Raw genomic sequence first — 19,715 nt, 5'->3', positions numbered from 1 at the left:
GGACTCATTCATTGCAACCTTCAAGATTTGAGGAAGTCATGTCTAAATTACCACTCGCCATGCTGATTGAACTGGCCCAGAACAAGACCGACGAAGCGACGCGCCGCCTGGGACAGTTGCAACGGGCCAAGCTCAGTGCAGCGGAAAAGCTCGACATGCTGGTGCAGTACCGACAGGAATACTACGATCAGTTGCAAAGCCAGATGCAGAATGGGCTTTCTTCCTCGCGTTGGCGCAACTTCCAGCATTTCATCGGCACACTCGACGGCGCCATCGAACAGCAGCGCGCGATTGCAGCACAGGCGGACACCCGCCTGGCGCGTGGACGCAGCGATTGGCAGGACCACAAGCGTCGCCTGAATTCCTTCGACACGCTGGCCGAACGGGTCAAGCTGCAACAGGCGCAGATTGTCAACAAACGAGAACAACGCGCCAGCGACGAACACGCCGCCCGGCAATTCCGGCTTCGCATGATTGCGGCCGCAGAATAATTTATCAAGGAAACGCCATGTCTTTACTTGTGTCATCCAATACTGCCAGCCTGCAAGCTACATCATCATCGTCGCCCGCCATCAGCCTGGCGGGCAACAATGTCAATCCGCAGCCAGGCGAGGCCGGCAATTTCGGCCAGGTCCTGAATCGCTCCCTGGTTAGCCAAGACAAGAGCGCGGCAGCACCGCCGGAACAAACGCTAAAAACAACCGGTCGCACCGGCATCAAAAGACCGGCCGATGACGATAACAAGCAAGACGCGACGCCCACCCCTGAATGGGCGTTCATGACATTGCCGCAGGTTGCCGTCAAAACGGCTGATGCGACTAACCACTTCGGCGGCCAGGGCCAGCCGCAATCGACCGCCGAGAACCAGCTCAACGCCGCACTCGCCGCAGCCGGCGGCAAGACCGCCCCACTCACCACTATCGCCACTCCGCCCACTGCAGATGCGCCTGCGGCAAAAGAGGATGCCGCCTCTCCTCTGCAAGTGCAATTCGATATCACGGCAATCAACGCCGCCGGAACACCTCATGGCCAGCACGTCGAGATCGCCAAACAGGGCGCTACCGGCGAGCACAGCTCCCTGATGCAAGGCCCCGAGCAACTGATCGCCAAGGCCGCGACAGGTGATACTGCCGGTCAGCAGGCAACCCGCGACGACGGCCGTAGCGAACGCAATGGCAAACTCGAAAAGCTGGGCAAGCAAGATCGTCAGGCAAGCCAGGCCAATGCCGATGCGGATGTCCGCCACGCCGATACCGCCGCCACCGTTGCGACGACCGGTCACGACGTCGCCGCAACCAAATCCGGCGCCACCGGTTCCGCACAATTCACTTTGGACACAAGCGTCCCGGCACATACCTCGGTTGCAGCCAATCAGATCACCCCGCCCGTAACCAATACGACTGCACCGACAGCCGCCGCGCTCAAGCTGCCGCTGGCGCCGCCGGTAGGCAGCGACGGTTGGGGCGCTGCACTCGGCAAGCAGGTGGTATGGTTGAGCAACAGCGGCAACCAGACGGCGGAATTGCATCTCAACCCGCCTGACCTCGGTCCACTGAAGGTCACATTGACCATCAATGACAATCAGGCCCAGGCCATGTTTGTATCGGCCCATCAAGCGGTGCGTTCAGCAGTGGAAGCTGCACTGCCGCAACTCAGGAACAGCCTGGCCGATAACGGCATCAGCCTCGGCAACACGTCGGTCAGTGCCGACACCCAACAACAGCAAAGCGCGTTTGCCCAGCAGCAGGGGGCGCAGGACGGCTCGCGTAGTCATCTCCAGCGCAACGGCAGCGGCGGCGGACCGGCCGGCTCGCAAACCGTCGCCGAACGCAGCCATGCCCCGGTCAGCCGGCGCAGCAGCAATGGCAACGTCGACACTTTTGCCTAAGAGAAAAAAATCAGGACTTCCCGGCGCAACAAATGACGGATCTGAAGCGCTTTATCCCTTTATATCACCAGATAGTTCGACGCCCTTTTGGCCAAGAATGAGCACTGGATTTTGATGCAGGAAAACCATGGCTACCATCACCAATGACGCAGCGGCACCTCCCAAGAAAAACAAGCTTGGACTGATATTGATCGTACTGACAGCTGCCCTCGCCGCAGCCGGTGCCGCCTATTACTTCACCAGCATGCGAACAGCGAAAGCCGCCGCGGCGCCGGTATCGGTGCCGGAAACGCCGATCTTCGTTGCATTGGACCCGTTCACGGTCAACCTGCAGGCGGAAGACCGCGATCGTTTCCTGCATATTGGCGTCACGCTAAAAGTGGCGGACGCCAAGACCCAGGCGCAGATAGTGCAGTACCTGCCAGAGACGCGCAGCCGCATCCTTGGCCTGCTGTCGAACCGCGATCCGAACTCGCTGGTTACTGCGGACGACAAGAACAAGCTGGCTGCCGAAATTCTCAAGGTCGTCAATAAGCCTCTGGCGATCAGCCAGCCACCGCAGCACGTCACCAATGTGCTGTTTACCGCCTTCGTGGTGCAGTAAAAATCAATGAGATCCATCAATGGCTTATGAACAGCTACTGTCTCAGGACGAAGTAGATGCACTGCTGCAAGGCGTCACCGGCGAAACCGATGCCGCCGCCGCGCCGCTGCCGAATCCCGAAGGTGTGCAAGCCTACAATCTTGGCACTCAGGAACGCATTGTGCGCGGGCGCATGCATACGCTCGAAATCATCAACGAGCGCTTTGCCCGCCTGCTGCGCAGCTCGCTGTTCAACTTCATGCGCCGCAGCCCCGACATATCGGTAGGTTCGGTACATATCCAGAAGTACAGCGAATTCATCCGCCACCTGCCGGTGCCAGCCAATATCAATCTGCTCCACATGAAGCCGCTGCGCGGCACGGCCCTGTTCGTGTTCGATCCGAATCTGGTGTTCCTGGTGGTCGACAACCTGTTCGGCGGCGACGGCCGATTTCACATGCGGGTTGAGGGCCGTGACTTCACCCTGACCGAACAGCGCATCATCAAGCGTCTACTGAACCTGGCGCTGGACAGTTATGGCAGCGCCTGGAATCCAATCTATCCGCTCGAATTCGAATACGTGCGGGCAGAAATGCATACCAAATTCGCCAACATCGCCACGCCCAACGAAGTCGTGGTCAACACTACCTTTCATATCGAATTCGGCCCGATCGGCGGCGCCCTGCACATCTGCATCCCGTACTCGATGATCGAACCGATTCGCGACCTGCTGTCGAATCCGGTTCAGGACGAGGTGGAAGTCGACAAGCGATGGGTCAAACAGTTGTCGCAACAGGTGCAAAGCGCCGATGTCGAACTGAAGGTCGATTTCCTGACGTTGCCGTCGACTATCGGCCAGCTGCTGAAACTGAAGATTGGCGACGTGCTGCCGATCGACATGCCGGAATCGATAACCGCCAAGGTAGATGGCGTGCCGGTGATGGAATGCGGATATGGCACGTCGAACGGCCGTTACGCCTTGCGTGTAGAAAAAATGATCAATCACCGTGATGGTGAGTTAAAGGGAAGCGAACATGAGTGACGACAACACGCCAGATCAATCAACTGATGCTGCCGACGATTGGGCCAGTGCGCTCGCGGCGCAGACCGCGGCATCACAGCCTGCCCCGGCAGCAGTCGAAAATGCCGCCAAGGTTTTCCAGCCACTCAGCGGCGAGAATGCTGAAGTAGCCAAGACCGATATCGACATGATCCTCGATATCCCGGTGCAGATGACGGCCGAACTGGGACGCACCAGAATTACGATCAAGAACCTGCTGCAATTGGCACAAGGCTCCGTGGTTGAACTGGATGGGCTGGCTGGCGAACCGATGGATGTGTTGATCAACGGCTACCTGATCGCCCAAGGCGAAGTGGTGGTGGTCAATGACAAATTCGGTATTCGACTGACCGACATCATCACGCCGTCCGAACGCATCCACAAGCTGAATCGATGAAAACCATTCGCTCGCTATGCCTGGCATGGTTTGCGTTGACGTATCCGGCGCTACCGGCGCTTGCCATCGATGCTGGACCACAAACCGTGGCCGCAACCGCGGCGGTTTCCCCCGCCCCTGGTTGGGGCGCCGCCGGCCTGTTGCAGGCGGTGCTTGGTCTGGCGCTTGTGATCGGATTGATTTTCCTGTGCGCCTGGGCTGCTCGCCGCCTCGGCTTGCAGAAAGCGAGCAGCGGCCAACTGATCAAAATCGTTGCGAGTACCGCCATCGGCCAACGCGAGCGCGTCGTCGTCGTGGATATCGGCGGTACCTGGCTGGCGCTGGGCGTCACGCCGGGACAGATACAGTCGCTGCATGCAATGCCGGCTCAGGAACTGCCGGCAACCGCAGAACCGCAGTTCAAGCAGACCGCGGTTGCAGTAGGCAATGCCGCCGGCGCCTTTGCGCAAAAATTGCGCGAGTCGCTCGGCCGCAAGTAAGCATATTTGGTTAAAGCGCAATTCCGCAATTCCTCACCGTCGTTTTACGATACTCACCGATATTGATTGGCAGAATGCGTCTTCCATCCATCCTTACGCAGCGCAAACAAGGTCACAGCCTGTTATCGGCCGCTTTCCTGGCCTTGAGCATATTGCCGGCGATAGCTGCCGCACAGGCCATACCGGGGATTACCAGCACACCTGGCCCGGGAGGCGCCCAAACCTGGTCGCTCAGCGTGCAGACCATGCTGCTGCTGACTTCGCTGTCGTTCCTGCCGGCGCTGCTGCTGACGATGACCAGCTTCACCCGCATCATCATCGTGCTGGGCCTGCTGCGCACCGCCATCGGCGCCCAGAGTTCGCCGCCCAACCAGATCCTGGTGGGACTTGCGCTATTCCTTTCCTTCTTCGTCATGTCGCCGGTGCTCGATAAAGCCTATAGCGACGCTTACAAGCCATTTTCCGACAACAAGATCAGCGCGGAACAAGCGCTCGAACGCGGCATCCAGCCATTTAAACAATTCATGCTGAAGCAGACCCGTGAGCGCGACCTGGCGCTATTCGCCAAATTGGCGCAGACCCCGCAGATGCAAGGTCCGGAGGAAGTACCGCTGCGTATCCTGGTGCCGGCATTCGTCATCAGCGAACTCAAGACGGCGTTCCAGATCGGCTTCACCATCTTCATCCCCTTCCTGATCATCGACCTGGTGGTTGCCAGCGTCTTGATGTCGATGGGGATGATGATGGTACCGCCGGCTACCATTTCGTTGCCGTTCAAGCTGATGCTGTTCGTGCTGGTGGACGGCTGGCAACTGCTGATCGGTGCGCTTGCTCAAAGTTTCTACACCTGACGTATACCAGAGAACGCCATGACTCCTGAATCGGTAATGCAACTCGGCTACCAGGCCATGAAGGTGACGCTCCTGCTGGGCGCGCCGTTGCTGCTGGTGGCGCTAGTCACCGGCTTGATCATCAGCCTGTTCCAGGCCGCTACCCAGATCAATGAAATGACCTTGTCATTCATTCCCAAGCTGCTGGCTGTATGCGCAACCATGGTGATTGCCGGGCCATGGATGCTCAACTCCATCCTCGACTACATGCGCCAGCTGTTTTCCAGTATCCCGCAGCTGGTCGGCTGATGTCGCCGGTACTGTCCGTCACGTCGACGCAACTGAGTGCCTGGATCGTGGCATTCATGTGGCCGTTCGTGCGCATGCTGGCGCTGATCAGCACCAGCCCGGTATTCGGTGAAAAACTGGTCATGCGGCAGGTCAAGGTCGGCCTGGCGGCATTGCTGGCGATCGCCATTGGCCCCACTCTGGGAACCATGCCAAACGTACCGCTGGTATCCGCTGCCGGCGTCTGGATCCTGATCCAGCAAATCCTGATCGGCGCCGCCATGGGGTTTTCCATGCGCCTGGTTTTTGCCGCAGTACAAGCGGCGGGCGATTATGCCGGCCTGCAGATGGGCTTGTCGTTCGCCTCATTCTTCGACGCCAACAGCGGCGGCAACACGATGGTGTTATCGAGCTTGCTGAATATGCTGGCGATGCTGATCTTCCTCGCTGTCGACGGCCACTTGATGGTCATCAGCACGCTTGCTGAAAGTTTCCACGCACTGCCGGTCTCAGAGGCGCCGCTGGCCGCCAGCGGCTGGCATTTCCTGGTACTGGCCGGCGGCAACGTATTTTCCGCTGGTCTGATGCTGGCGCTGCCGCTGATCGCTGCCGTACTGACATTGAACCTGGCGATGGGGATTCTCAACCGCGCCTCGCCGCAACTCAGTATCTTCGCGGTCGGATTTCCGCTGACCCTGCTCGGCGGCATTCTTATCCTGCAACAGCTGATGCCGCACCTGGCGCCGTTTCTGGAGCAGGAATTCGCACTAGGTCTGGCCAACATGTTGCATCTGGTACAAGCATTGCGGCCATAAACCGGATGCGTAAAAATGCTGCGCTGCGTTTTTCCAAAAGCGCAGTGCAGCACAGAAGTCACAGGTAGTTCAACAGAGATATTTTGCGGATCTGAACAAAAGTCTGCTGCGTCGCCTGCAGCGCCATCTGGCGCTGGTATAACTGGGTGATGGCGCTGGTGTAGTCGAGATCCTGAATATCGGACAGATAACTTTTATCGGACAGGTTGCGCGTGTCGCCGTTGGTGTTGAGCGTATCCAGTTCCTGCATGCGCGAGCCGACGGAGGAACGCACAGTCAGCACATTGTCGAGCGAGTTCGACAACTTGACGTTAGCGGTGCTCAAGGAGTTCAGCAATTGCGCTTTGGCGGCCGGCGTACCGTTGTCGACCGGCGTCTTGAGTGCGCCGATCAGATCCTTGAGCGCGCCGAACATGTCGGGATTGGCATTTTGCGCAGTGCTGGAGTTGAAACTGTCGCCTGCGGCCGGCGCGCCGGTCAGCGTGATTTGCAGGCCGCCGAACTGGATCGGCGTGCCCGCGGTGTATGTTCCTGGCGTGACCACCGGTGGCGTATCGGAGTTAGTGATGGTATAGGTCGTCGCCGATGTGAAATTGATCGCGAAGCTCTTGCCGAAATCCGGATTGGTAGCATCGATCACCGAGGTTGCACCGTACACGCCGGTACCGGTGTTGGTCGCTGCTGATGTGGTCACATAACCGGCTCCACCCTGCGCACTTTGGAAAATGCTGCGGCCGTCGTCGCTGCCGGCCATCTGCCGCGAGACATCAACCTGCAGCAACTGCTGTCCCTGATCGCCGACATACTGGACACCGCCGCCGGCCTGCTGCACGAACGGCGCACTGCCGCTCTTGAAACCGGCGAACAGGAACTGGCCGTTGCCATCATCGGAATTCGCCAGACTCAGCAATTGATCGTAGTTGCTTTGCAGGGAGGTGGCAATCGAACCGCGATCGACGTCGGTCGAAGTGCCGTTACCTGCCTGCACAATCAATCCCTTGATGTTTTGCAACAGCGTGGTCACGCTTTGCAAGGCGTTGTCTTCCAGGCCGAGTGAACGTGTTGCCTGCGCGCGGCTGGTCGAATACTGATCATTCAGCGAGATCGACTGCGATGCAGCCAACGCCCGTGTAGCGCCAAGCGGATCGTCGGATGGCGTCAGGATTTTTGTCATCGAACCTATTTGCTGCTGTATGCGCAGCAGGCTGGTTTGCTGCGATCCCATCGATGCCAGGCTTTGATCATAAAAAGATTGGGTGCTGATACGCATCTCATACTCCTCAACTATTGTTAGGTTTGTAGCGGAGGCAGTCCGACTGCCTCCGCGACGATGTCGCAGGATCAGGAAGCAATGCCCAGGATCGCGTCGAACATGGTCGATGCGGTCTGGATCACTTTGGCATTGGCCTGATACATTTGCTGATACATCAGCAGATTCGAGGTTTCCTCATCCTGGTTGACGCCGGAAACCGATTGCTGAGCCGATTTGATTTGTGCGGCCAGGCTGGTCTGAGCGGTATTGGCAATGGTCAACTGACTAGCCTTGTTGCCGATGGTGCTGACCAGCTGGCCGTAGGCATCGGTATAGCTGGCGGTGCCGCCGGCCATGGTTTTCTGATTCTGCAAGCTGCCCAACAGCAAGGCATTGCTGCCATCGGATACGCCGCCCGTGTTTTTGGCGATGGTGAACGTGTCGCCATTGACGGGGGTGCCGCTAATCGTGGTGCTGATGCCGCTGAACGAATAGGTGGCGCCGGCCGTGTATGTCACGGCAGCACCGGCTGCGTAGTTGACTACCGTGCCATCAGGATTGGTGACCTTGACCGCAGCCGCTGCCGGAAAGCCAGACAGGCTGGGTGGCGTCGTGGTGCTGTCGTACTTGAGGCTGACCGGCGTTGTCAGCGGTGCCGCCAGGTAGGTCGAATCAACCTTGCCGGCGCTGATCGTCGCCGTGCCCTGGTTGCCGACAGTCTTGTTGGTGATGATCGGCGATGCCGCCGCCACCTTGGCAGGATCGATCACCTGTACCGTCAAATCGCGGGCGCCGGTACGGGTCGGCTGCACCAGGAACGAATCGCCGACCTGCGGCGTACCGCTGGCAGCTTGTACGGAAACGCCGTCGAAGGTGACCGGCAGGCTTGGATAGCTGCCCAGCACCTTGTTGTCCGCCAGGCGCGTCACCGAGTATTGCGGGCTGCCGGCGACATTCACGACGTCGATCCGATAGTCGCTGGTGGTCAATTGACTGGTATCGCTAAACGAAGGCGTCAGGGCCAGCGTGCCGGTGTTGCGTGAATTGGGAATGACGCCCGGACTGGCTTGCGAAAAGAAATCCTGGCCTGCAGCGCCATTCAGATCGATCCCCAGCTTGTGCTGGGCGTTGAATGTGTCTGACAAAACAATCGCCATGCGCCCCAACGCGTTCTGGGCGTCGCCCAGCGTCTCGTTGCGGAACTGCATCAGGCCGCCCAGCGAACCGCCGCTAAGCACGCTATCCTGCAGCTCGACCGGCACCCCGGCGGCATTGACCAGCGCCACCGAAGTCTTGCTCGGATCGGCCGCCGAAGTCACCGCCTTCAGGGTCGACGCCTTGTCGCCCAGGACCAGGGTCTGGCCGGTGCCGATAAACACGTTGTACTGGCCGCCATCCTGCACTACCACCTTGGTCGCCACCAGTTGACTGAGATTGTTGACCAGCGTGTCGCGCTGGTCCAGCAAATCATTCGGCGCCTGGCCGCCAGAAGCGTTGCTCAGCAAGGCGATCTGCTTATTAATGCTGGCGATCTGCGTCGCATAAGTATTGATCTGATCGACCGAGCCGGAAATCTGCGCATTGGCATTTGCATTCAGGCCAGTCAAGACCTGGTCCATGGTGCGGAACTGATTCGACAGCGCCTGCGCGGAACTGATCATCTGCTGCCGCGCAGCCGGATCGGCTGGTGTATTGGCAACCGCCTGCACGCCCTTGAACAACGTCTGCAGCATCGGCGCCAACCCGGTGGTCTGGTTCGCCAGCAAGTTGTTGATCTGGTTAATCTGTGTCGAATAGGTGGTCAGCGCGTTGTTGGTCGCTTGCGCCTGGTTCAGCTGCGAAGTGAGGAATTGATCATAGCTGCGGGTGACGTTGGTTACCTGTGCGCCGTTACCGAAAAACCCCACGCTCGGCACATTGGTGCCGCCGGCGGAAACAATCTGTGCCATTTGTCGGCTATATCCCGGTGTATTCACGTTGGCGGTATTGTGACCGGTTGTCACCAACGCTGCCTGCGCTGCGTTGAGGCCACTCAGGCCAGTGAAAAACATGCTGTTCGACATATACATTCGTCCTTTAGAAGGGCAACGCCCGGCTTCACTGCCGCGCTCTCCTAGGATATAACGGCAGGCGCGCCGGAAATTTGAGGGAAATTCGATCTGGTGTTGCGATTAATTTTCGGTGCGCTGTGCATGTTTTTTCCTGCGTCGGAAATAACGCGCCGTATCTGGCGGCAGATCCAAATTCAGATGATCTGCCTGAGAATGCGCACCAGCTTGTTGCCATATTGCGGATCGGTCGCATATCCCGCACGTTGCAGGCCGTAGGCCGCTTCGGATGGATCGCGCGTGGCCAGCACCTGGGCGTAGCGCGGGTTACTGGACAAGAAATGGGCGTAGTCGCAAAACGCTTCGTCATACGATGCGTAGGCGCGGAATGTGGCGCGAGTCTGGCGTGCCACGCCGTCGACGTACTCGGTGGTAACCGCTTCCACCACCGGTCCCTTCCACCCTTTGCCCGCCTTGATGCCGAACAGATTATGACTACGGCTGCCATCCTCACCTTTGATTTCGCGTTTGCCCCAGCCGGACTCCAGCGCCGCTTGCGCCAGGATCAGTTGCGACGGCACGCCACTGGCCTGACTGGCAACCTGCGCAGAAGCGCCCATGCGCGCCAGGAACTGGTCGACATGCGGTTGAGGTCCATCGGCGCGGCCGGAACGGTAGTCGGCGGCGTCATATAGCGTCAGGTTTTGCACATTGCCGGCATTCTGTGGCGGAGGTGGAGCAGCCTGCAGCGGCTGCAGGCCGGAAGCCGGCATCTTTTGCAGCGGCGAAGGCTGAGCCTGCGCCGGATCAACCGCACGGCTGAGTTGCGCCTGCATGGCCTCGGCCAGTCCAAGGCCGCGCCCGGACAGGCTTTGCGCCAGCTGCTGATCCAGCATCGAGGTGTACATCTTTTCCTGCTGGCTGTCGAACATGCCGTCCGATGGCGTCGCTTCGCGCATGCTTTTCAGCACCATCTGCATGAACATTGCTTCAAACTGACGTGAAACCTGTTTCAATCCTTCCTGCGGTGCCGCCCTGGTGGTGCGGCGCAAGGCATCGACGCCTTGCACGTCAAGTGCAAATCGCTGGTCAAGATCGCCTGTGCGGTTGCTGGTGACCGGTCCGGATACGCTCATACCGGCCTCAGATAATTTCCAGCTCGGCGCGCAAGGCGCCGGCCGCCTTCATCGCCTGCAGGATCGATACCAGATCCTGCGGATTGGCGCCCAGCGTGTTCAGGCCCTTGACCACATCCGCCAGCGATGCGCCGTTCTTGACCACCTGCAGCGCGCCGCCGGCCTGGTTCAGCTGGATCTGTGAAGTCTGCGCGACCACGGTGCTGCCGCCAGACAGCGGTCCCGGCTGGCTGATCACCGGCTGGGTATTGATCACCACCGACAGGTTGCCATGCGCTACCGCGCAATCGAGAATGCGCACGGTCTGATTCATCACCACCGAGCCGGTACGGGCGTTAATGACCACGCGCGCCACCGCCTGCGCCGGCGTAATATCGAGATTTTCCATGCGCGCCAGGAAACCGACCCGCGCCTCCGGCTGGCTTGGCGCGTTGACCTGGATCACGCGCGCATCAAGTGCGTTGGCGGTGCCAGGCCCGAAGCTGCGATTGATGGCATCGACCGCCTTTTGCGCTGTGCCGAAATCCGATGTATTCAATTCCAGGGTTAGTGTATTCGCATCGCCAAGCGGTGAACTCACGGCGCGCTCGACAATGGCGCCAGCAGGAATACGGCCGGAACTGAGCTGGTTGATCTGCACCTTGCTGCCGTTGGCCGAAGCGCCAGCGCCGCCGACCACCATATTGCCCTGGGCAATCGCATACACCATGCCGTCAGCCCCTTCAGCGGCGTCATCAGCAAGGTCCCGCCGCGCAGGCTCTTGGCATTACCCATTGACGACACGGTAACGTCGATATTTTGTCCGGGCCGCGCAAAGGACGGCAAGGTCGCCGTCACCATGACTGCCGCCACATTCTTCAATTGCATGTTGGTGCCAGGCGCCATTGAGATGCCCAGTTGCGACAACATGTTGTTCAAGGTCTGGGTCGTGAATGGCGTCTGCATGGTCTGGTCGCCGCTGCCGTCCAGACCGACCATCAGGCCATAACCTATCAATGGATTGTCGCGTACGCCCTGGATGCTGGCGAGCTCCTTGAGTCGCTCTGCGTGCGCTGCCGGCGCCAGCTGCACTGCGCAAAGCAGCAGGCCGCACAACATGGCGATGCCGCCGCGGCTGCGATCGGCGTGCTGCAAAAACTTGTGGAATATTGATCGCATGGTCAGAACGGTAAGACGTTGAGGAAGAAGCGCTGCAGCCAGCCCATGGTCTGCGCCTCGTCGATATAGCCTTTGGCGCTATATTCAATGCGGGCGTCGGCCACCTGCGTCGACGCCACGCTGTTGTTGCCGCTCACCGTACGCGGATTGACCACGCCGGAGAAACGGATAAATTCGGTACCCTGATTGATCATCATCTGCTTTTCGCCGCTGACGATCAGATTACCGTTACCCAGCACCTCGGTCACAGTCACCGTAATGACACCGTTAAAGGTATTGGCGGCATTGGCGCCGCCCTTGGCGGTCAGCGCATTGGCTGCTTTGGCATCAGTATCGAGATTGCCGAACAGTCCACCGAAAATTTTCGGAATTGCCGCCAGCCCGCTGGTCGCACTGCTGCTGCGGCTGGCGTTGGCGGCGGAGTTCTTGCTGGCGTTGACGTTTTCGCTGACGATGATGGTCAGGATATCGCCCACGCTACGTGGCCGCCGGTCTTCAAACAAAGCCTGGCTGCTGAAACCGGATTGATAGATGGCGCCATTCACCGGTGCCGTCGGCCGTACTTCGGCGCGCGCGGTCATCGGCTGCTGCACCAGCGGCTCGCGCGGCAATTGTGCGCACCCGCTGAGCAGCACAACCGCGAGCAACACATAGTTGATCCACTGTTTCAACATCGGCTCCATCATTACATCTGCGTCAGGCGTTGCAGCATCTGGTCTGAAGTCGTGACCGCCTTGCTGTTGATTTCATACGAGCGCTGGGTCTGGATCATGTTGACCAGTTCTTCTACCACGTTCACGTTCGACGATTCGACATAGCCCTGGCTCAACGTGCCGGCGCCATTCTGTCCCGGCGTGGTCTGATTGGCGGTGCCGGAGGCATTGGTTTCGGTGTACAGGTTTTCGCCGTTGCTTTGCAAGCCGGTCGAATTCAGGAAAGTCGCCAGCTGGATCTGACCGACCTGGACACTGGCGGTGCTGCCGGCCTGCGTTACCGACACCGTGCCATCCTTGGCAACGGTCATGCTGGTGGCGTTTTGCGGAATCGTGATCGCTGGTTGCACCGGATAACCGCTGGCCGTCACCAACTGACCGGTCGAGTCGGACTGGAACGAACCATCGCGGGTGTAGGCGGTAGTGCCATCCGGCATCTGCACCTGGAAAAAACCGTCGCCGTTGATCGCGATGTCTTTAGTATTGTCGGTTTTGGTCGGATTACCCTGCGTATGAATACGCTCGGTCGCCACCATGCGCGTTCCGGTGCCGATCTGCAGGCCGGATGGCAAGTTGGTCTGGTCCGAGGTCTGGCCGCCTACCTGGCGCAGGTTCTGGTACATCAGATCTTCGAATACCGCGCGGCTGCGCTTGAAGCCGGTGGTGCTGACGTTGGCCAGGTTATTCGAGATTACGTCGAGCTGCTGCTGTTGCGCATCGAGGCCGCTCTTGGCGATGGAAAGGGAACGCATCATGGTGGGAACTCCCGCAAGTTAGTATTGCTTGGCAATGTGGTGGAAAAAGTCAGCCGATAAGTGTCACAAGTACAAAGTGCCAGCAGTGCGATCAGCTGGTCATGCTCAGCAGCTGGTTGGCGCGCTGATCGTTCTCGTCGGCGCTCTTGAGCGTCTTCATCTGCATTTCGAAACTGCGCGCATTGGCAATCATGTCAACCATGGCCGATACCGGATTGACATTGCTGCCCTCTATCGCGCCGGTCTGCAGCGTGACCGCTGGATCGGCGTCAGGCGATGCCGCTCCTGGACGCATGCGGAACAAGCCGTCGTCGCCACGCACCAGATCCGAGCTCGCCGGATTGACCAGTTTCAAACGGCCGATCTGCGCGACGTTGGTGGCCGGATCTCCCGCTCCAATCGCGCTGACCAGACCGTCGGTCGAAATCATCACGGCAGCGCCGGGCGGTACCGCCATCGGTCCGGCATCACCGATCACCGGCAATTTATCCATGGTCATCAACTGGCCGTCGGCGCCTACCTGCAGGTTACCGACACGGGTATAGGCTTCATTACCGTTTGCGGTCTGTACTGTCAGCCAACCGTCGCCGCGCACGGCGACATCCATCGGGCGTCCAGTTTCGGTCAATGGGCCGTTGCGCATGTCAGCTCCGGGTGTGGTTGCCACCACAAAGGCCCGGGTTGGCGCCTCGGCCCCAACCACCGGCACTGCGCGGAAATTGTTCAGCTGCGCGCGAAAGCCCGGCGTCGACACGTTGGCCATGTTGTTCGCCACCGAAGCCTGCTGCTCCATCGCTTGCTTGGCGCCGCTCATGGCGACATAGATCATGCGGTCCATGCCGGCTCCCCGATTTTTTCTGCCACGGCCATCGCGACGCTTGCGAGAACGGATTTCATCAACGCATGCTCACCAGAGTCTGCATGACCTGATCTTGCGTCTTGACGGTTTGGGCGTTGGCCTGGTACGTGCGTTGCGCAATGATCATGTTCACCAGTTCGGCTGTGAGGTCGACGTTGGAAGATTCCAGCGCACCGGAAGTCAATGCCCCGACCTTGGTACCCGCACCTGGCGTGCCGACCAGCGGCTGCCCGGATGCCGCGGTTTCGGCCCAGACATTGCCCCCCTTCGATTGCAGTCCGTCGGGATTGGCAAACGATGTCAGCACGATCTGGCCGAGTGTCTTGGTCTGCTCGTTCGAGTACTTGCCGGTGACAGTGCCGTCCGGGTTGATGGCAAACGCGGTCAGGCTGCCCGAGGTGTAACCGTCTTGAGTTTGTTTGGCAACCGCATTGTCGTTGCCGAACTGTGTAGTGCCGGTCAGGTTGACGCTGAAAACCATCGGGTTCGCACCGTTCGTCATCGGAACAGTCGTTGGCGCCAAGCTGCCGCTAGCAGGTGCAGTCATCTTGCCGGACGCATCGAAGGCCAGCGAACCGATATTGCTGCTGGCGCCGCCGTCGACGGTTTGATAGACATCCCAGGCATTGGCTCCGGTCTTGACGAAGAAATTGGTGATCTCATGCGGATTGCCGAGCGAGTCGTAGCCGGTCACCGCATTCTGGTAGTTGAAGCTGGTTGAATCGGTGGAGTTAAATGGCGTCGTCGTCGGCACTGTGCTGCGCGAATCGATATTGTATTGAGCGTTGATCTTTGTGGTCGCGTTCGGCGCCATCGCAGTGGCCGGCAGTTGCAGTGGAGCCGGAGTCCCGCCAGCGATGCTGCCATTGGCGCCAACCTGATAACCGGTCAGGCGCAGGCCGCCGGAATTGATGATGAAATTGTCCTTGTCGACGGTGAACTGCCCATTGCGCGAATACGATACCTCGCCCGATGGGCTAGCCAAGCGGAAAAAGCCATCGCCGTTGGTGATTGCCACATCCAACGCGCGAGAGCTGGTTTGCACTGCGCCTTGGGTAAAGTTTTGCGACACGCCTGCCACCTGGGTACCGAGGCCGACTCGCGATCCGGCATACACGTCTGCAAACAATACGCTGCCGGCCTTGAAACCGACCGTGCCCGAGTTGGCAACGTTATTGCCGATCACATCGAGATTGCTGGAACTTGCGTTCAATCCGCTTACGCCTTGTTGAAAACCCATGATGCTCTCCTTTGGAAATCTAGCAGTGGCGATCTGCTCTTGCCTGCATGACGGCAAACAAGAGGGAAATCAGCCGAATTTGTAGAAACTGCGAATTTATAAAAACTGTTTAACGTCGCTCAACGCCGCCGTACCAGCTGCACCCAGATTCAAGGTGACGCCGTTCGCTGTCTGCGCCACACTCGCCACCTGCGAATACGTCAGCGTGTTGGCCGCTACTGCGCCGCCATTGACGGATGCCGCCACGCTGATCTTGTAGGCGCCATCCGGCATTGCGGAACCGGTATCGTTCTTGCCGTCCCACGTCAAAGTCTTGGTGCCCTGCGGCAGTGCGCCGACATCAATGGTGCGCACGGTATTTCCGGCGGAATCGGTAATGGTTACCTTGACTGTGTCCGCGGCGCCTTGCATGTCAAGCCCAAAGGAAGTGTTCGTACCGCTCTTGGCCGTTACGCTGCTGCCAGGCGTCAGTACTGTATGGCCGATCAGCGAGGCGGCTTGCAGAGTCTGGCTGGCGCCGGTTTGCGCTACCAGAGAGGTCAGCGTGCTGTTCAGGTTTTCAATACCGCTGACGGTGCTCATCTGCGCCAGCTGCGAAGTCAGTTGCGCGTTATCCATCGGATTCAGCGGATCCTGGTTGTTCAATTGGGTAACCAGCAATTTGAGAAAGCGCTGTTCCTGATCGGAGCTGCTCGACGCTGCGCCCGCCAGCGCGTTCGCTGCACTATTGTCGGTTGATGAAACGCCAGATACTGCCATGTTGGTTTTCTCCTGATACGGTACGGCGACCGCGGATTGATGATGCGATTCGAAATCTCAAATTATCTTGCCTGCTATGGCAAAACTTACTGACCGATGCTAAGCGTCTTCAGCATCATGGTCTTGGCGGTATTCAGTACTTCGACGTTCGCCTGGTACGAGCGCGAAGCGGAAATCATGTTGACCATCTCCTCGACTGCATTGACGTTGGGCATGGTGACGTAACCGTCAGCGTTGGCCATCGGATGCTTGGGGTCGTAGACCATCCGCAATGGAGACTGATCCTCGACCACGCCTGCCACCTGGACGCCGCCGATGGTCGCCGACGGATCCTGCGGGTCGCCTGATGACGCTACCGCGAACACCACCTGCTTGGCGCGATATGCCTGACCGTCCGGCCCGGCCACGCTGTCAGCATTCGCCAGGTTGCTGGCGGTGACATTCATGCGTTGCGATTGCGCGCTCATGGCGGAACCGGCAACGTCGAAAATATTCATGGATACATTGGATGGCATGCGTTAATCCTCGCGGGCTATGATGAAAAATTCATTGCTGCACCGCCGACAGCATTGTTTTTATCTGAGCGCCGATGATGGTCAGCCCTGATTCGTAGTGGATCGCGTTATCGGTGAAGTTGACGCGCTCGACATCCATTTCAACCGTATTGCCATCGATGCTGGATTGGGTCGGCACGCGATACAGAAGATCCGGATCGTTGGCGATTGTCGACTCAGCCTGAATGTGGCGCGCGGAGGTGGTCGCCATCGATACCGATTGCGACTGCCGGCCCTGCGCCATCGCCTGGGTCAGGCTACTGCTGAAATCGAAATCGCGCGCCTTGTAATTCGGCGTGTCGGAATGGGCGATATTCGCCGACAAGACTTCCTGCCGCCGCGCCCGCAAATTCAGCGCTTCCTGCTGAAAGCGCAATGCTGCATCCAGTTTATCAACCATGCTGTACCCACCATGTAAAGTAATCCGGCCGTCTTGCAACAGACCTTCTGATGGAAGCGATTATAGGTAGCCGAGACAAGTGGCAATCGCCGGAACAGGCGGGATTTTCAGCCTCAGTTCAAGATACGCAACTCGACGGCGATGTTCTTCACTTGCCCATTCCGGAATTGACATCGGGCAGATATTTTGCAAAATCATCAAAGGTCAGTTCGTAACCGGCCAGCACGCGCTTGATGGTCGATCCGCATGGATCGACGACCCGGCCGGTCTCCAATTTGCTCAATACCGGCACAGATAAACCGCAACGACGATGCATCGCCGTCAGCGATATTCTTTTTCCGCTTTCAGTTCTTTGCGTCAAACGCCTCTGCCTCAAAAAGACAGCCAGCGTGGCCGGCAGTTCTTCTTTGAATTCGCTTACATTCATCATTGAAAGTCCTTGCTTGCTTGTTTTCCGGATTGTCGACTGACGTCCTGCATCTACGCGACAAGTTGCCGAAAATCATTATAGATAGCGCCGCCAACACCAATCACCCAAACAGCAAGCCAATCACAACCCAGTTCCAGGCATGCGAAAGTCGATCGATTGTCTAGAATCTGTTATGTGCGGATAGTCCGCGACACCGATTCATCCAGAACGCATGTCATCCATACCCATGAGATGCGTTCTCGTACGGAAGACTTCATATGCATGCAAACATCAGCCATCAGTTCCGCCGGTTTTCCAGCGTCCTGCTACGCTTCTTGTCAAGCTTGGCGCTGATCGCCGGCGGACCGGCCGCGATGGCGCGGCCGGCTGAATTGAGCGGTAGCGCCAAATCGGTAATCGAGCAATTCCTGATGAACCAGGCCAACGGCTTGCCGGGCAAGGTCAGCATCCGTATCGATACCCCGATGTCGGGCGCCCTGCCAGCTTGCGACAATCCTGAGCCGTTCCTGCCCAACGGCGCGCGGCTGTGGGGACGGGTTTCGGTCGGTGTGCGTTGCAGCGGCGACGGATCCGGCGCGTCTTCGTGGACCCGTTATGTGCCGGCCTATGTTGCGGTAGTGGCCAATTACTATGTCGCCAGCCGCCCTCTCAATGCAGGCGAAACGTTAAGCGCGGCCGACTTTGAAGTGCGGCAAGGCGACCTCTGTGCATTGCCGCGTGGCGTAATTACCAATCCGCAGCAGGCCAGCGGAATGATCATCGCCAATCGCATCGCGCCAGGCGCACCGCTGCGGCAGGAATTGCTACGCAATGCGACCGTGATACTGCAAGGGCAGAACGTCAGGGTACTGGCCCAAGGAGCGGGTTTTGTCGTCAGCACTGAAGGACGGGCGATGACGAATGCCGCCGCAGGTGCGACAATCCAGGTCAAGACGCAAGCCGGCCAGATGGTAAGCGGCATAGCCCGTGCCGACGGCTCAGTCGACTTGCCGAACTAGCAGATAGTACAAAACCAATTTAATTCCACACGGAAACTCATTAACAATTTCGACATTTTTCAGCCCGAACCCTAAAGTTTCAGGATCGACGGCCGTTATACCGAATAGCTCCTTCAGAGGAAATATCTTGAAAATCGATCAACCCGCAAAGTCGCTGAATAGTGTGTCGAACCAAGCTAATGTGGCGCCCAACAAGGATAGCGTGCCTCGCGCCGCATCCACCGACGCCGCAGCCACCGGCGCCGTCAGCAATGCCAGCCTCCCTCAACCGGCCGCCCAGAGTTCGCTGGCGGCGCAGGTGCGCCAACTGCAAAGCCAATTGCTGCAGCCCGGCGAGGGAGATTTTGATGCAGCGCGCGTGGCGGACATCCGCCAGGCTATCAGCGAGGGTCGTTACCAGGTCAACCCGGAAAAAATCGCCGATGGCCTGCTCGATACGGTACGCGACTTGCTCGGGAAGAGGCCGTCATGAGCCACATGCTCGACCATCTGCAGCAGGAGCGTGCAGTGATGGATGCCTTTCTCGAACTCCTCGATCGTGAGGCCGAAGCGCTGATTCAGAGTCGCTTCGACGAATTGCCGATGATTACCGAACAAAAGGCGCAACTCGCGGACCGTATCAACGTTCTTGAACACGAACGCGAACAGCGCCAGCTAGCCGCGGGATTTCCGACGGCGCGCGAAGGCGGCGACGCTGCAGCGGCCGCCGGCGACAGCGAGTTGCAACAGGTATGGCAAGATTTGCTGGCGCGCGCCGCCCAAGCCCGTGATAGCAATCACCGCAACGGCATCATGATTCATACCCACCTGGATTTCGTACGGCAATCCATCAATTTCTTGCGCGCCCACGGCCAGTCGCTATACGGACCGGATGGCAAACACAGAGTTGGACTCGGGAACGGCCATACTCTGGCATCGGGCTAAACACTACTTAGGCGATTCATCTTGTCGTCCAATCTGGGCGGCTGTCGTAGGGAACGCATGGCCGCACTACGCAGAAGCTAAGTTCTATTCGGAATCCACCACTACCCGACTGGCAAATCTGCTGCAAAGTCGGCGTCATTTTTTCTCTC

General features: G+C 58.7%; 23 protein-coding genes and 1 pseudogene. 12 read left to right on the top strand and 12 right to left on the bottom strand.

Annotation, left to right across the window (positions count from 1 at the left end):
* Nucleotides 1–38: 38 nt before the first annotated feature.
* The 9 genes from fliJ (at nt 39) to fliR (ending at nt 6,340) form a co-directional block, all read left to right on the top strand.
* Nucleotides 39–491: a flagellar export protein FliJ gene (gene fliJ, locus CAter10_RS04475; RefSeq protein WP_061532460.1), complete on the top strand. Its 453-nt coding sequence runs from the start codon at nt 39–41 to the stop codon at nt 489–491.
* A 17-nt stretch (nt 492–508) separates the two neighbouring features.
* The gene (locus CAter10_RS04470) at nt 509–1,888 is read left to right on the top strand and encodes a flagellar hook-length control protein FliK (protein ID WP_061532459.1); all 1,380 of its coding nucleotides are present in this window, start codon (nt 509–511) and stop codon (nt 1,886–1,888) included.
* A 127-nt stretch (nt 1,889–2,015) separates the two neighbouring features.
* Nucleotides 2,016–2,492, top strand: a complete 477-nt coding sequence (gene fliL / locus CAter10_RS04465) for a flagellar basal body-associated protein FliL (RefSeq protein ID WP_061532458.1) — start codon at nt 2,016–2,018, stop codon at nt 2,490–2,492.
* Between the two features lie 19 nt (nt 2,493–2,511).
* Entirely contained in the window at nt 2,512–3,513 is a 1,002-nt protein-coding gene (gene fliM / locus CAter10_RS04460; protein ID WP_061532457.1) for a flagellar motor switch protein FliM, read from the top strand.
* Entirely contained in the window at nt 3,506–3,928 is a 423-nt protein-coding gene (gene fliN / locus CAter10_RS04455; RefSeq protein WP_061532456.1) for a flagellar motor switch protein FliN, read from the top strand. The genes fliM and fliN overlap by 8 nt, the downstream gene beginning before the upstream one ends.
* Nucleotides 3,925–4,407, top strand: a complete 483-nt coding sequence (fliO, locus tag CAter10_RS04450; protein WP_061532455.1) for a flagellar biosynthetic protein FliO — start codon at nt 3,925–3,927, stop codon at nt 4,405–4,407. The genes fliN and fliO overlap by 4 nt, the downstream gene beginning before the upstream one ends.
* Before the next feature lie 74 nt (nt 4,408–4,481).
* Complete coding sequence (gene fliP / locus CAter10_RS04445; protein ID WP_082797788.1) at nt 4,482–5,258, top strand: flagellar type III secretion system pore protein FliP; 777 nt, start codon at nt 4,482–4,484, stop codon at nt 5,256–5,258.
* Between the two features lie 18 nt (nt 5,259–5,276).
* A complete protein-coding gene (gene fliQ, locus CAter10_RS04440; protein ID WP_061532453.1) occupies nt 5,277–5,546 on the top strand; it encodes a flagellar biosynthesis protein FliQ in 270 nt (89 codons plus the stop codon).
* Nucleotides 5,546–6,340 carry a flagellar biosynthetic protein FliR gene (fliR, locus tag CAter10_RS04435; protein ID WP_061532452.1) on the top strand — a complete coding sequence of 265 codons (795 nt, stop codon included), beginning with the start codon at nt 5,546–5,548 and terminating at the stop codon, nt 6,338–6,340. Before fliQ ends, fliR begins: the two co-directional genes overlap by 1 nt.
* A 58-nt stretch (nt 6,341–6,398) precedes the next feature.
* Here the strand turns inward: fliR and flgL are convergent, their stop codons facing one another.
* From flgL to CAter10_RS04375, 12 genes and pseudogenes are all read right to left on the bottom strand, one after another.
* Nucleotides 6,399–7,610 carry a flagellar hook-associated protein FlgL gene (flgL, locus tag CAter10_RS04430; protein ID WP_061532451.1) on the bottom strand — a complete coding sequence of 404 codons (1,212 nt, stop codon included), beginning with the start codon at nt 7,608–7,610 and terminating at the stop codon, nt 6,399–6,401.
* Nucleotides 7,611–7,681: 71 nt separating this feature from the next.
* Nucleotides 7,682–9,655, bottom strand: a complete 1,974-nt coding sequence (flgK, locus tag CAter10_RS04425) for a flagellar hook-associated protein FlgK (RefSeq protein ID WP_061535160.1) — start codon at nt 9,653–9,655, stop codon at nt 7,682–7,684.
* A 182-nt stretch (nt 9,656–9,837) separates the two neighbouring features.
* Nucleotides 9,838–10,776: a flagellar assembly peptidoglycan hydrolase FlgJ gene (gene flgJ, locus CAter10_RS04420; RefSeq protein WP_061532450.1), complete on the bottom strand. Its 939-nt coding sequence runs from the start codon at nt 10,774–10,776 to the stop codon at nt 9,838–9,840.
* A gap of 7 nt (nt 10,777–10,783) precedes the next feature.
* Nucleotides 10,784–11,934: pseudogene (locus CAter10_RS04415) on the bottom strand (flagellar basal body P-ring protein FlgI).
* Nucleotides 11,935–11,936: 2 nt separating this feature from the next.
* A complete protein-coding gene (locus tag CAter10_RS04410; protein ID WP_128082978.1) occupies nt 11,937–12,608 on the bottom strand; it encodes a flagellar basal body L-ring protein FlgH in 672 nt (223 codons plus the stop codon).
* 11 nt (nt 12,609–12,619) lie between these two features.
* Complete coding sequence (flgG, locus tag CAter10_RS04405; protein ID WP_061532448.1) at nt 12,620–13,402, bottom strand: flagellar basal-body rod protein FlgG; 783 nt, start codon at nt 13,400–13,402, stop codon at nt 12,620–12,622.
* 91 nt (nt 13,403–13,493) lie between these two features.
* Nucleotides 13,494–14,240, bottom strand: coding sequence for a flagellar basal body rod protein FlgF (locus CAter10_RS04400; RefSeq protein WP_061532447.1), 747 nt, complete (start codon nt 14,238–14,240; stop codon nt 13,494–13,496).
* A gap of 58 nt (nt 14,241–14,298) precedes the next feature.
* Entirely contained in the window at nt 14,299–15,501 is a 1,203-nt protein-coding gene (flgE, locus tag CAter10_RS04395; protein WP_061532446.1) for a flagellar hook protein FlgE, read from the bottom strand.
* 96 nt (nt 15,502–15,597) lie between these two features.
* Nucleotides 15,598–16,260 (bottom strand): flagellar hook assembly protein FlgD, encoded by a 663-nt coding sequence (gene flgD / locus CAter10_RS04390; RefSeq protein WP_061532445.1) that lies wholly within the window; start codon nt 16,258–16,260, stop codon nt 15,598–15,600.
* Nucleotides 16,261–16,346: 86 nt separating this feature from the next.
* The gene (gene flgC, locus CAter10_RS04385) at nt 16,347–16,757 is read right to left on the bottom strand and encodes a flagellar basal body rod protein FlgC (RefSeq protein ID WP_061535159.1); all 411 of its coding nucleotides are present in this window, start codon (nt 16,755–16,757) and stop codon (nt 16,347–16,349) included.
* Nucleotides 16,758–16,806: 49 nt separating this feature from the next.
* Nucleotides 16,807–17,214, bottom strand: coding sequence for a flagellar basal body rod protein FlgB (gene flgB, locus CAter10_RS04380; protein ID WP_061532444.1), 408 nt, complete (start codon nt 17,212–17,214; stop codon nt 16,807–16,809).
* Between the two features lie 148 nt (nt 17,215–17,362).
* Nucleotides 17,363–17,644, bottom strand: a complete 282-nt coding sequence (locus CAter10_RS04375) for a helix-turn-helix domain-containing protein (protein ID WP_061532443.1) — start codon at nt 17,642–17,644, stop codon at nt 17,363–17,365.
* A gap of 257 nt (nt 17,645–17,901) precedes the next feature.
* Between CAter10_RS04375 and flgA the strand changes: the two genes are divergently transcribed.
* The 3 genes from flgA (at nt 17,902) to CAter10_RS04360 (ending at nt 19,566) form a co-directional block, all read left to right on the top strand.
* Nucleotides 17,902–18,642, top strand: coding sequence for a flagellar basal body P-ring formation chaperone FlgA (gene flgA / locus CAter10_RS04370; RefSeq protein WP_061532442.1), 741 nt, complete (start codon nt 17,902–17,904; stop codon nt 18,640–18,642).
* Between the two features lie 127 nt (nt 18,643–18,769).
* Nucleotides 18,770–19,114, top strand: coding sequence for a flagellar biosynthesis anti-sigma factor FlgM (flgM, locus tag CAter10_RS22290; protein ID WP_164840411.1), 345 nt, complete (start codon nt 18,770–18,772; stop codon nt 19,112–19,114).
* A complete protein-coding gene (locus CAter10_RS04360) occupies nt 19,111–19,566 on the top strand; it encodes a flagella synthesis protein FlgN (protein ID WP_061532441.1) in 456 nt (151 codons plus the stop codon). The genes flgM and CAter10_RS04360 overlap by 4 nt, the downstream gene beginning before the upstream one ends.
* Nucleotides 19,567–19,715 lie beyond the last annotated feature (149 nt).

The organism is Collimonas arenae (assembly GCF_001584165.1).
GTDB classification, from domain to species: Bacteria; Pseudomonadota; Gammaproteobacteria; order Burkholderiales; family Burkholderiaceae_D; genus Collimonas; species Collimonas arenae.
This window is presented reverse-complemented; position numbering and strand designations above follow the sequence as displayed.

Bases quoted from the DNA above. Each gene is read 5' to 3' on its own strand.
- fliJ (WP_061532460.1), top strand. From the start codon at position 39: ATGTCTAAATTACCACTCGCCATGCTGATTGAACTGGCCCAGAACAAG.
- CAter10_RS04470 (WP_061532459.1), top strand. From the start codon at position 509: ATGTCTTTACTTGTGTCATCCAATACTGCCAGCCTGCAAGCTACATCA.
- fliL (WP_061532458.1), top strand. From the start codon at position 2,016: ATGGCTACCATCACCAATGACGCAGCGGCACCTCCCAAGAAAAACAAG.
- fliM (WP_061532457.1), top strand. From the start codon at position 2,512: ATGGCTTATGAACAGCTACTGTCTCAGGACGAAGTAGATGCACTGCTG.
- fliN (WP_061532456.1), top strand. From the start codon at position 3,506: ATGAGTGACGACAACACGCCAGATCAATCAACTGATGCTGCCGACGAT.
- fliO (WP_061532455.1), top strand. From the start codon at position 3,925: ATGAAAACCATTCGCTCGCTATGCCTGGCATGGTTTGCGTTGACGTAT.
- fliP (WP_082797788.1), top strand. From the start codon at position 4,482: ATGCGTCTTCCATCCATCCTTACGCAGCGCAAACAAGGTCACAGCCTG.
- fliQ (WP_061532453.1), top strand. From the start codon at position 5,277: ATGACTCCTGAATCGGTAATGCAACTCGGCTACCAGGCCATGAAGGTG.
- fliR (WP_061532452.1), top strand. From the start codon at position 5,546: ATGTCGCCGGTACTGTCCGTCACGTCGACGCAACTGAGTGCCTGGATC.
- flgL (WP_061532451.1), bottom strand. From the start codon at position 7,610: ATGCGTATCAGCACCCAATCTTTTTATGATCAAAGCCTGGCATCGATG.
- flgK (WP_061535160.1), bottom strand. From the start codon at position 9,655: ATGTCGAACAGCATGTTTTTCACTGGCCTGAGTGGCCTCAACGCAGCG.
- flgJ (WP_061532450.1), bottom strand. From the start codon at position 10,776: ATGAGCGTATCCGGACCGGTCACCAGCAACCGCACAGGCGATCTTGAC.
- CAter10_RS04410 (WP_128082978.1), bottom strand. From the start codon at position 12,608: ATGTTGAAACAGTGGATCAACTATGTGTTGCTCGCGGTTGTGCTGCTC.
- flgG (WP_061532448.1), bottom strand. From the start codon at position 13,402: ATGATGCGTTCCCTTTCCATCGCCAAGAGCGGCCTCGATGCGCAACAG.
- CAter10_RS04400 (WP_061532447.1), bottom strand. From the start codon at position 14,240: ATGGACCGCATGATCTATGTCGCCATGAGCGGCGCCAAGCAAGCGATG.
- flgE (WP_061532446.1), bottom strand. From the start codon at position 15,501: ATGGGTTTTCAACAAGGCGTAAGCGGATTGAACGCAAGTTCCAGCAAT.
- flgD (WP_061532445.1), bottom strand. From the start codon at position 16,260: ATGGCAGTATCTGGCGTTTCATCAACCGACAATAGTGCAGCGAACGCG.
- flgC (WP_061535159.1), bottom strand. From the start codon at position 16,757: ATGAATATTTTCGACGTTGCCGGTTCCGCCATGAGCGCGCAATCGCAA.
- flgB (WP_061532444.1), bottom strand. From the start codon at position 17,214: ATGGTTGATAAACTGGATGCAGCATTGCGCTTTCAGCAGGAAGCGCTG.
- CAter10_RS04375 (WP_061532443.1), bottom strand. From the start codon at position 17,644: ATGATGAATGTAAGCGAATTCAAAGAAGAACTGCCGGCCACGCTGGCT.
- flgA (WP_061532442.1), top strand. From the start codon at position 17,902: ATGCATGCAAACATCAGCCATCAGTTCCGCCGGTTTTCCAGCGTCCTG.
- CAter10_RS04360 (WP_061532441.1), top strand. From the start codon at position 19,111: ATGAGCCACATGCTCGACCATCTGCAGCAGGAGCGTGCAGTGATGGAT.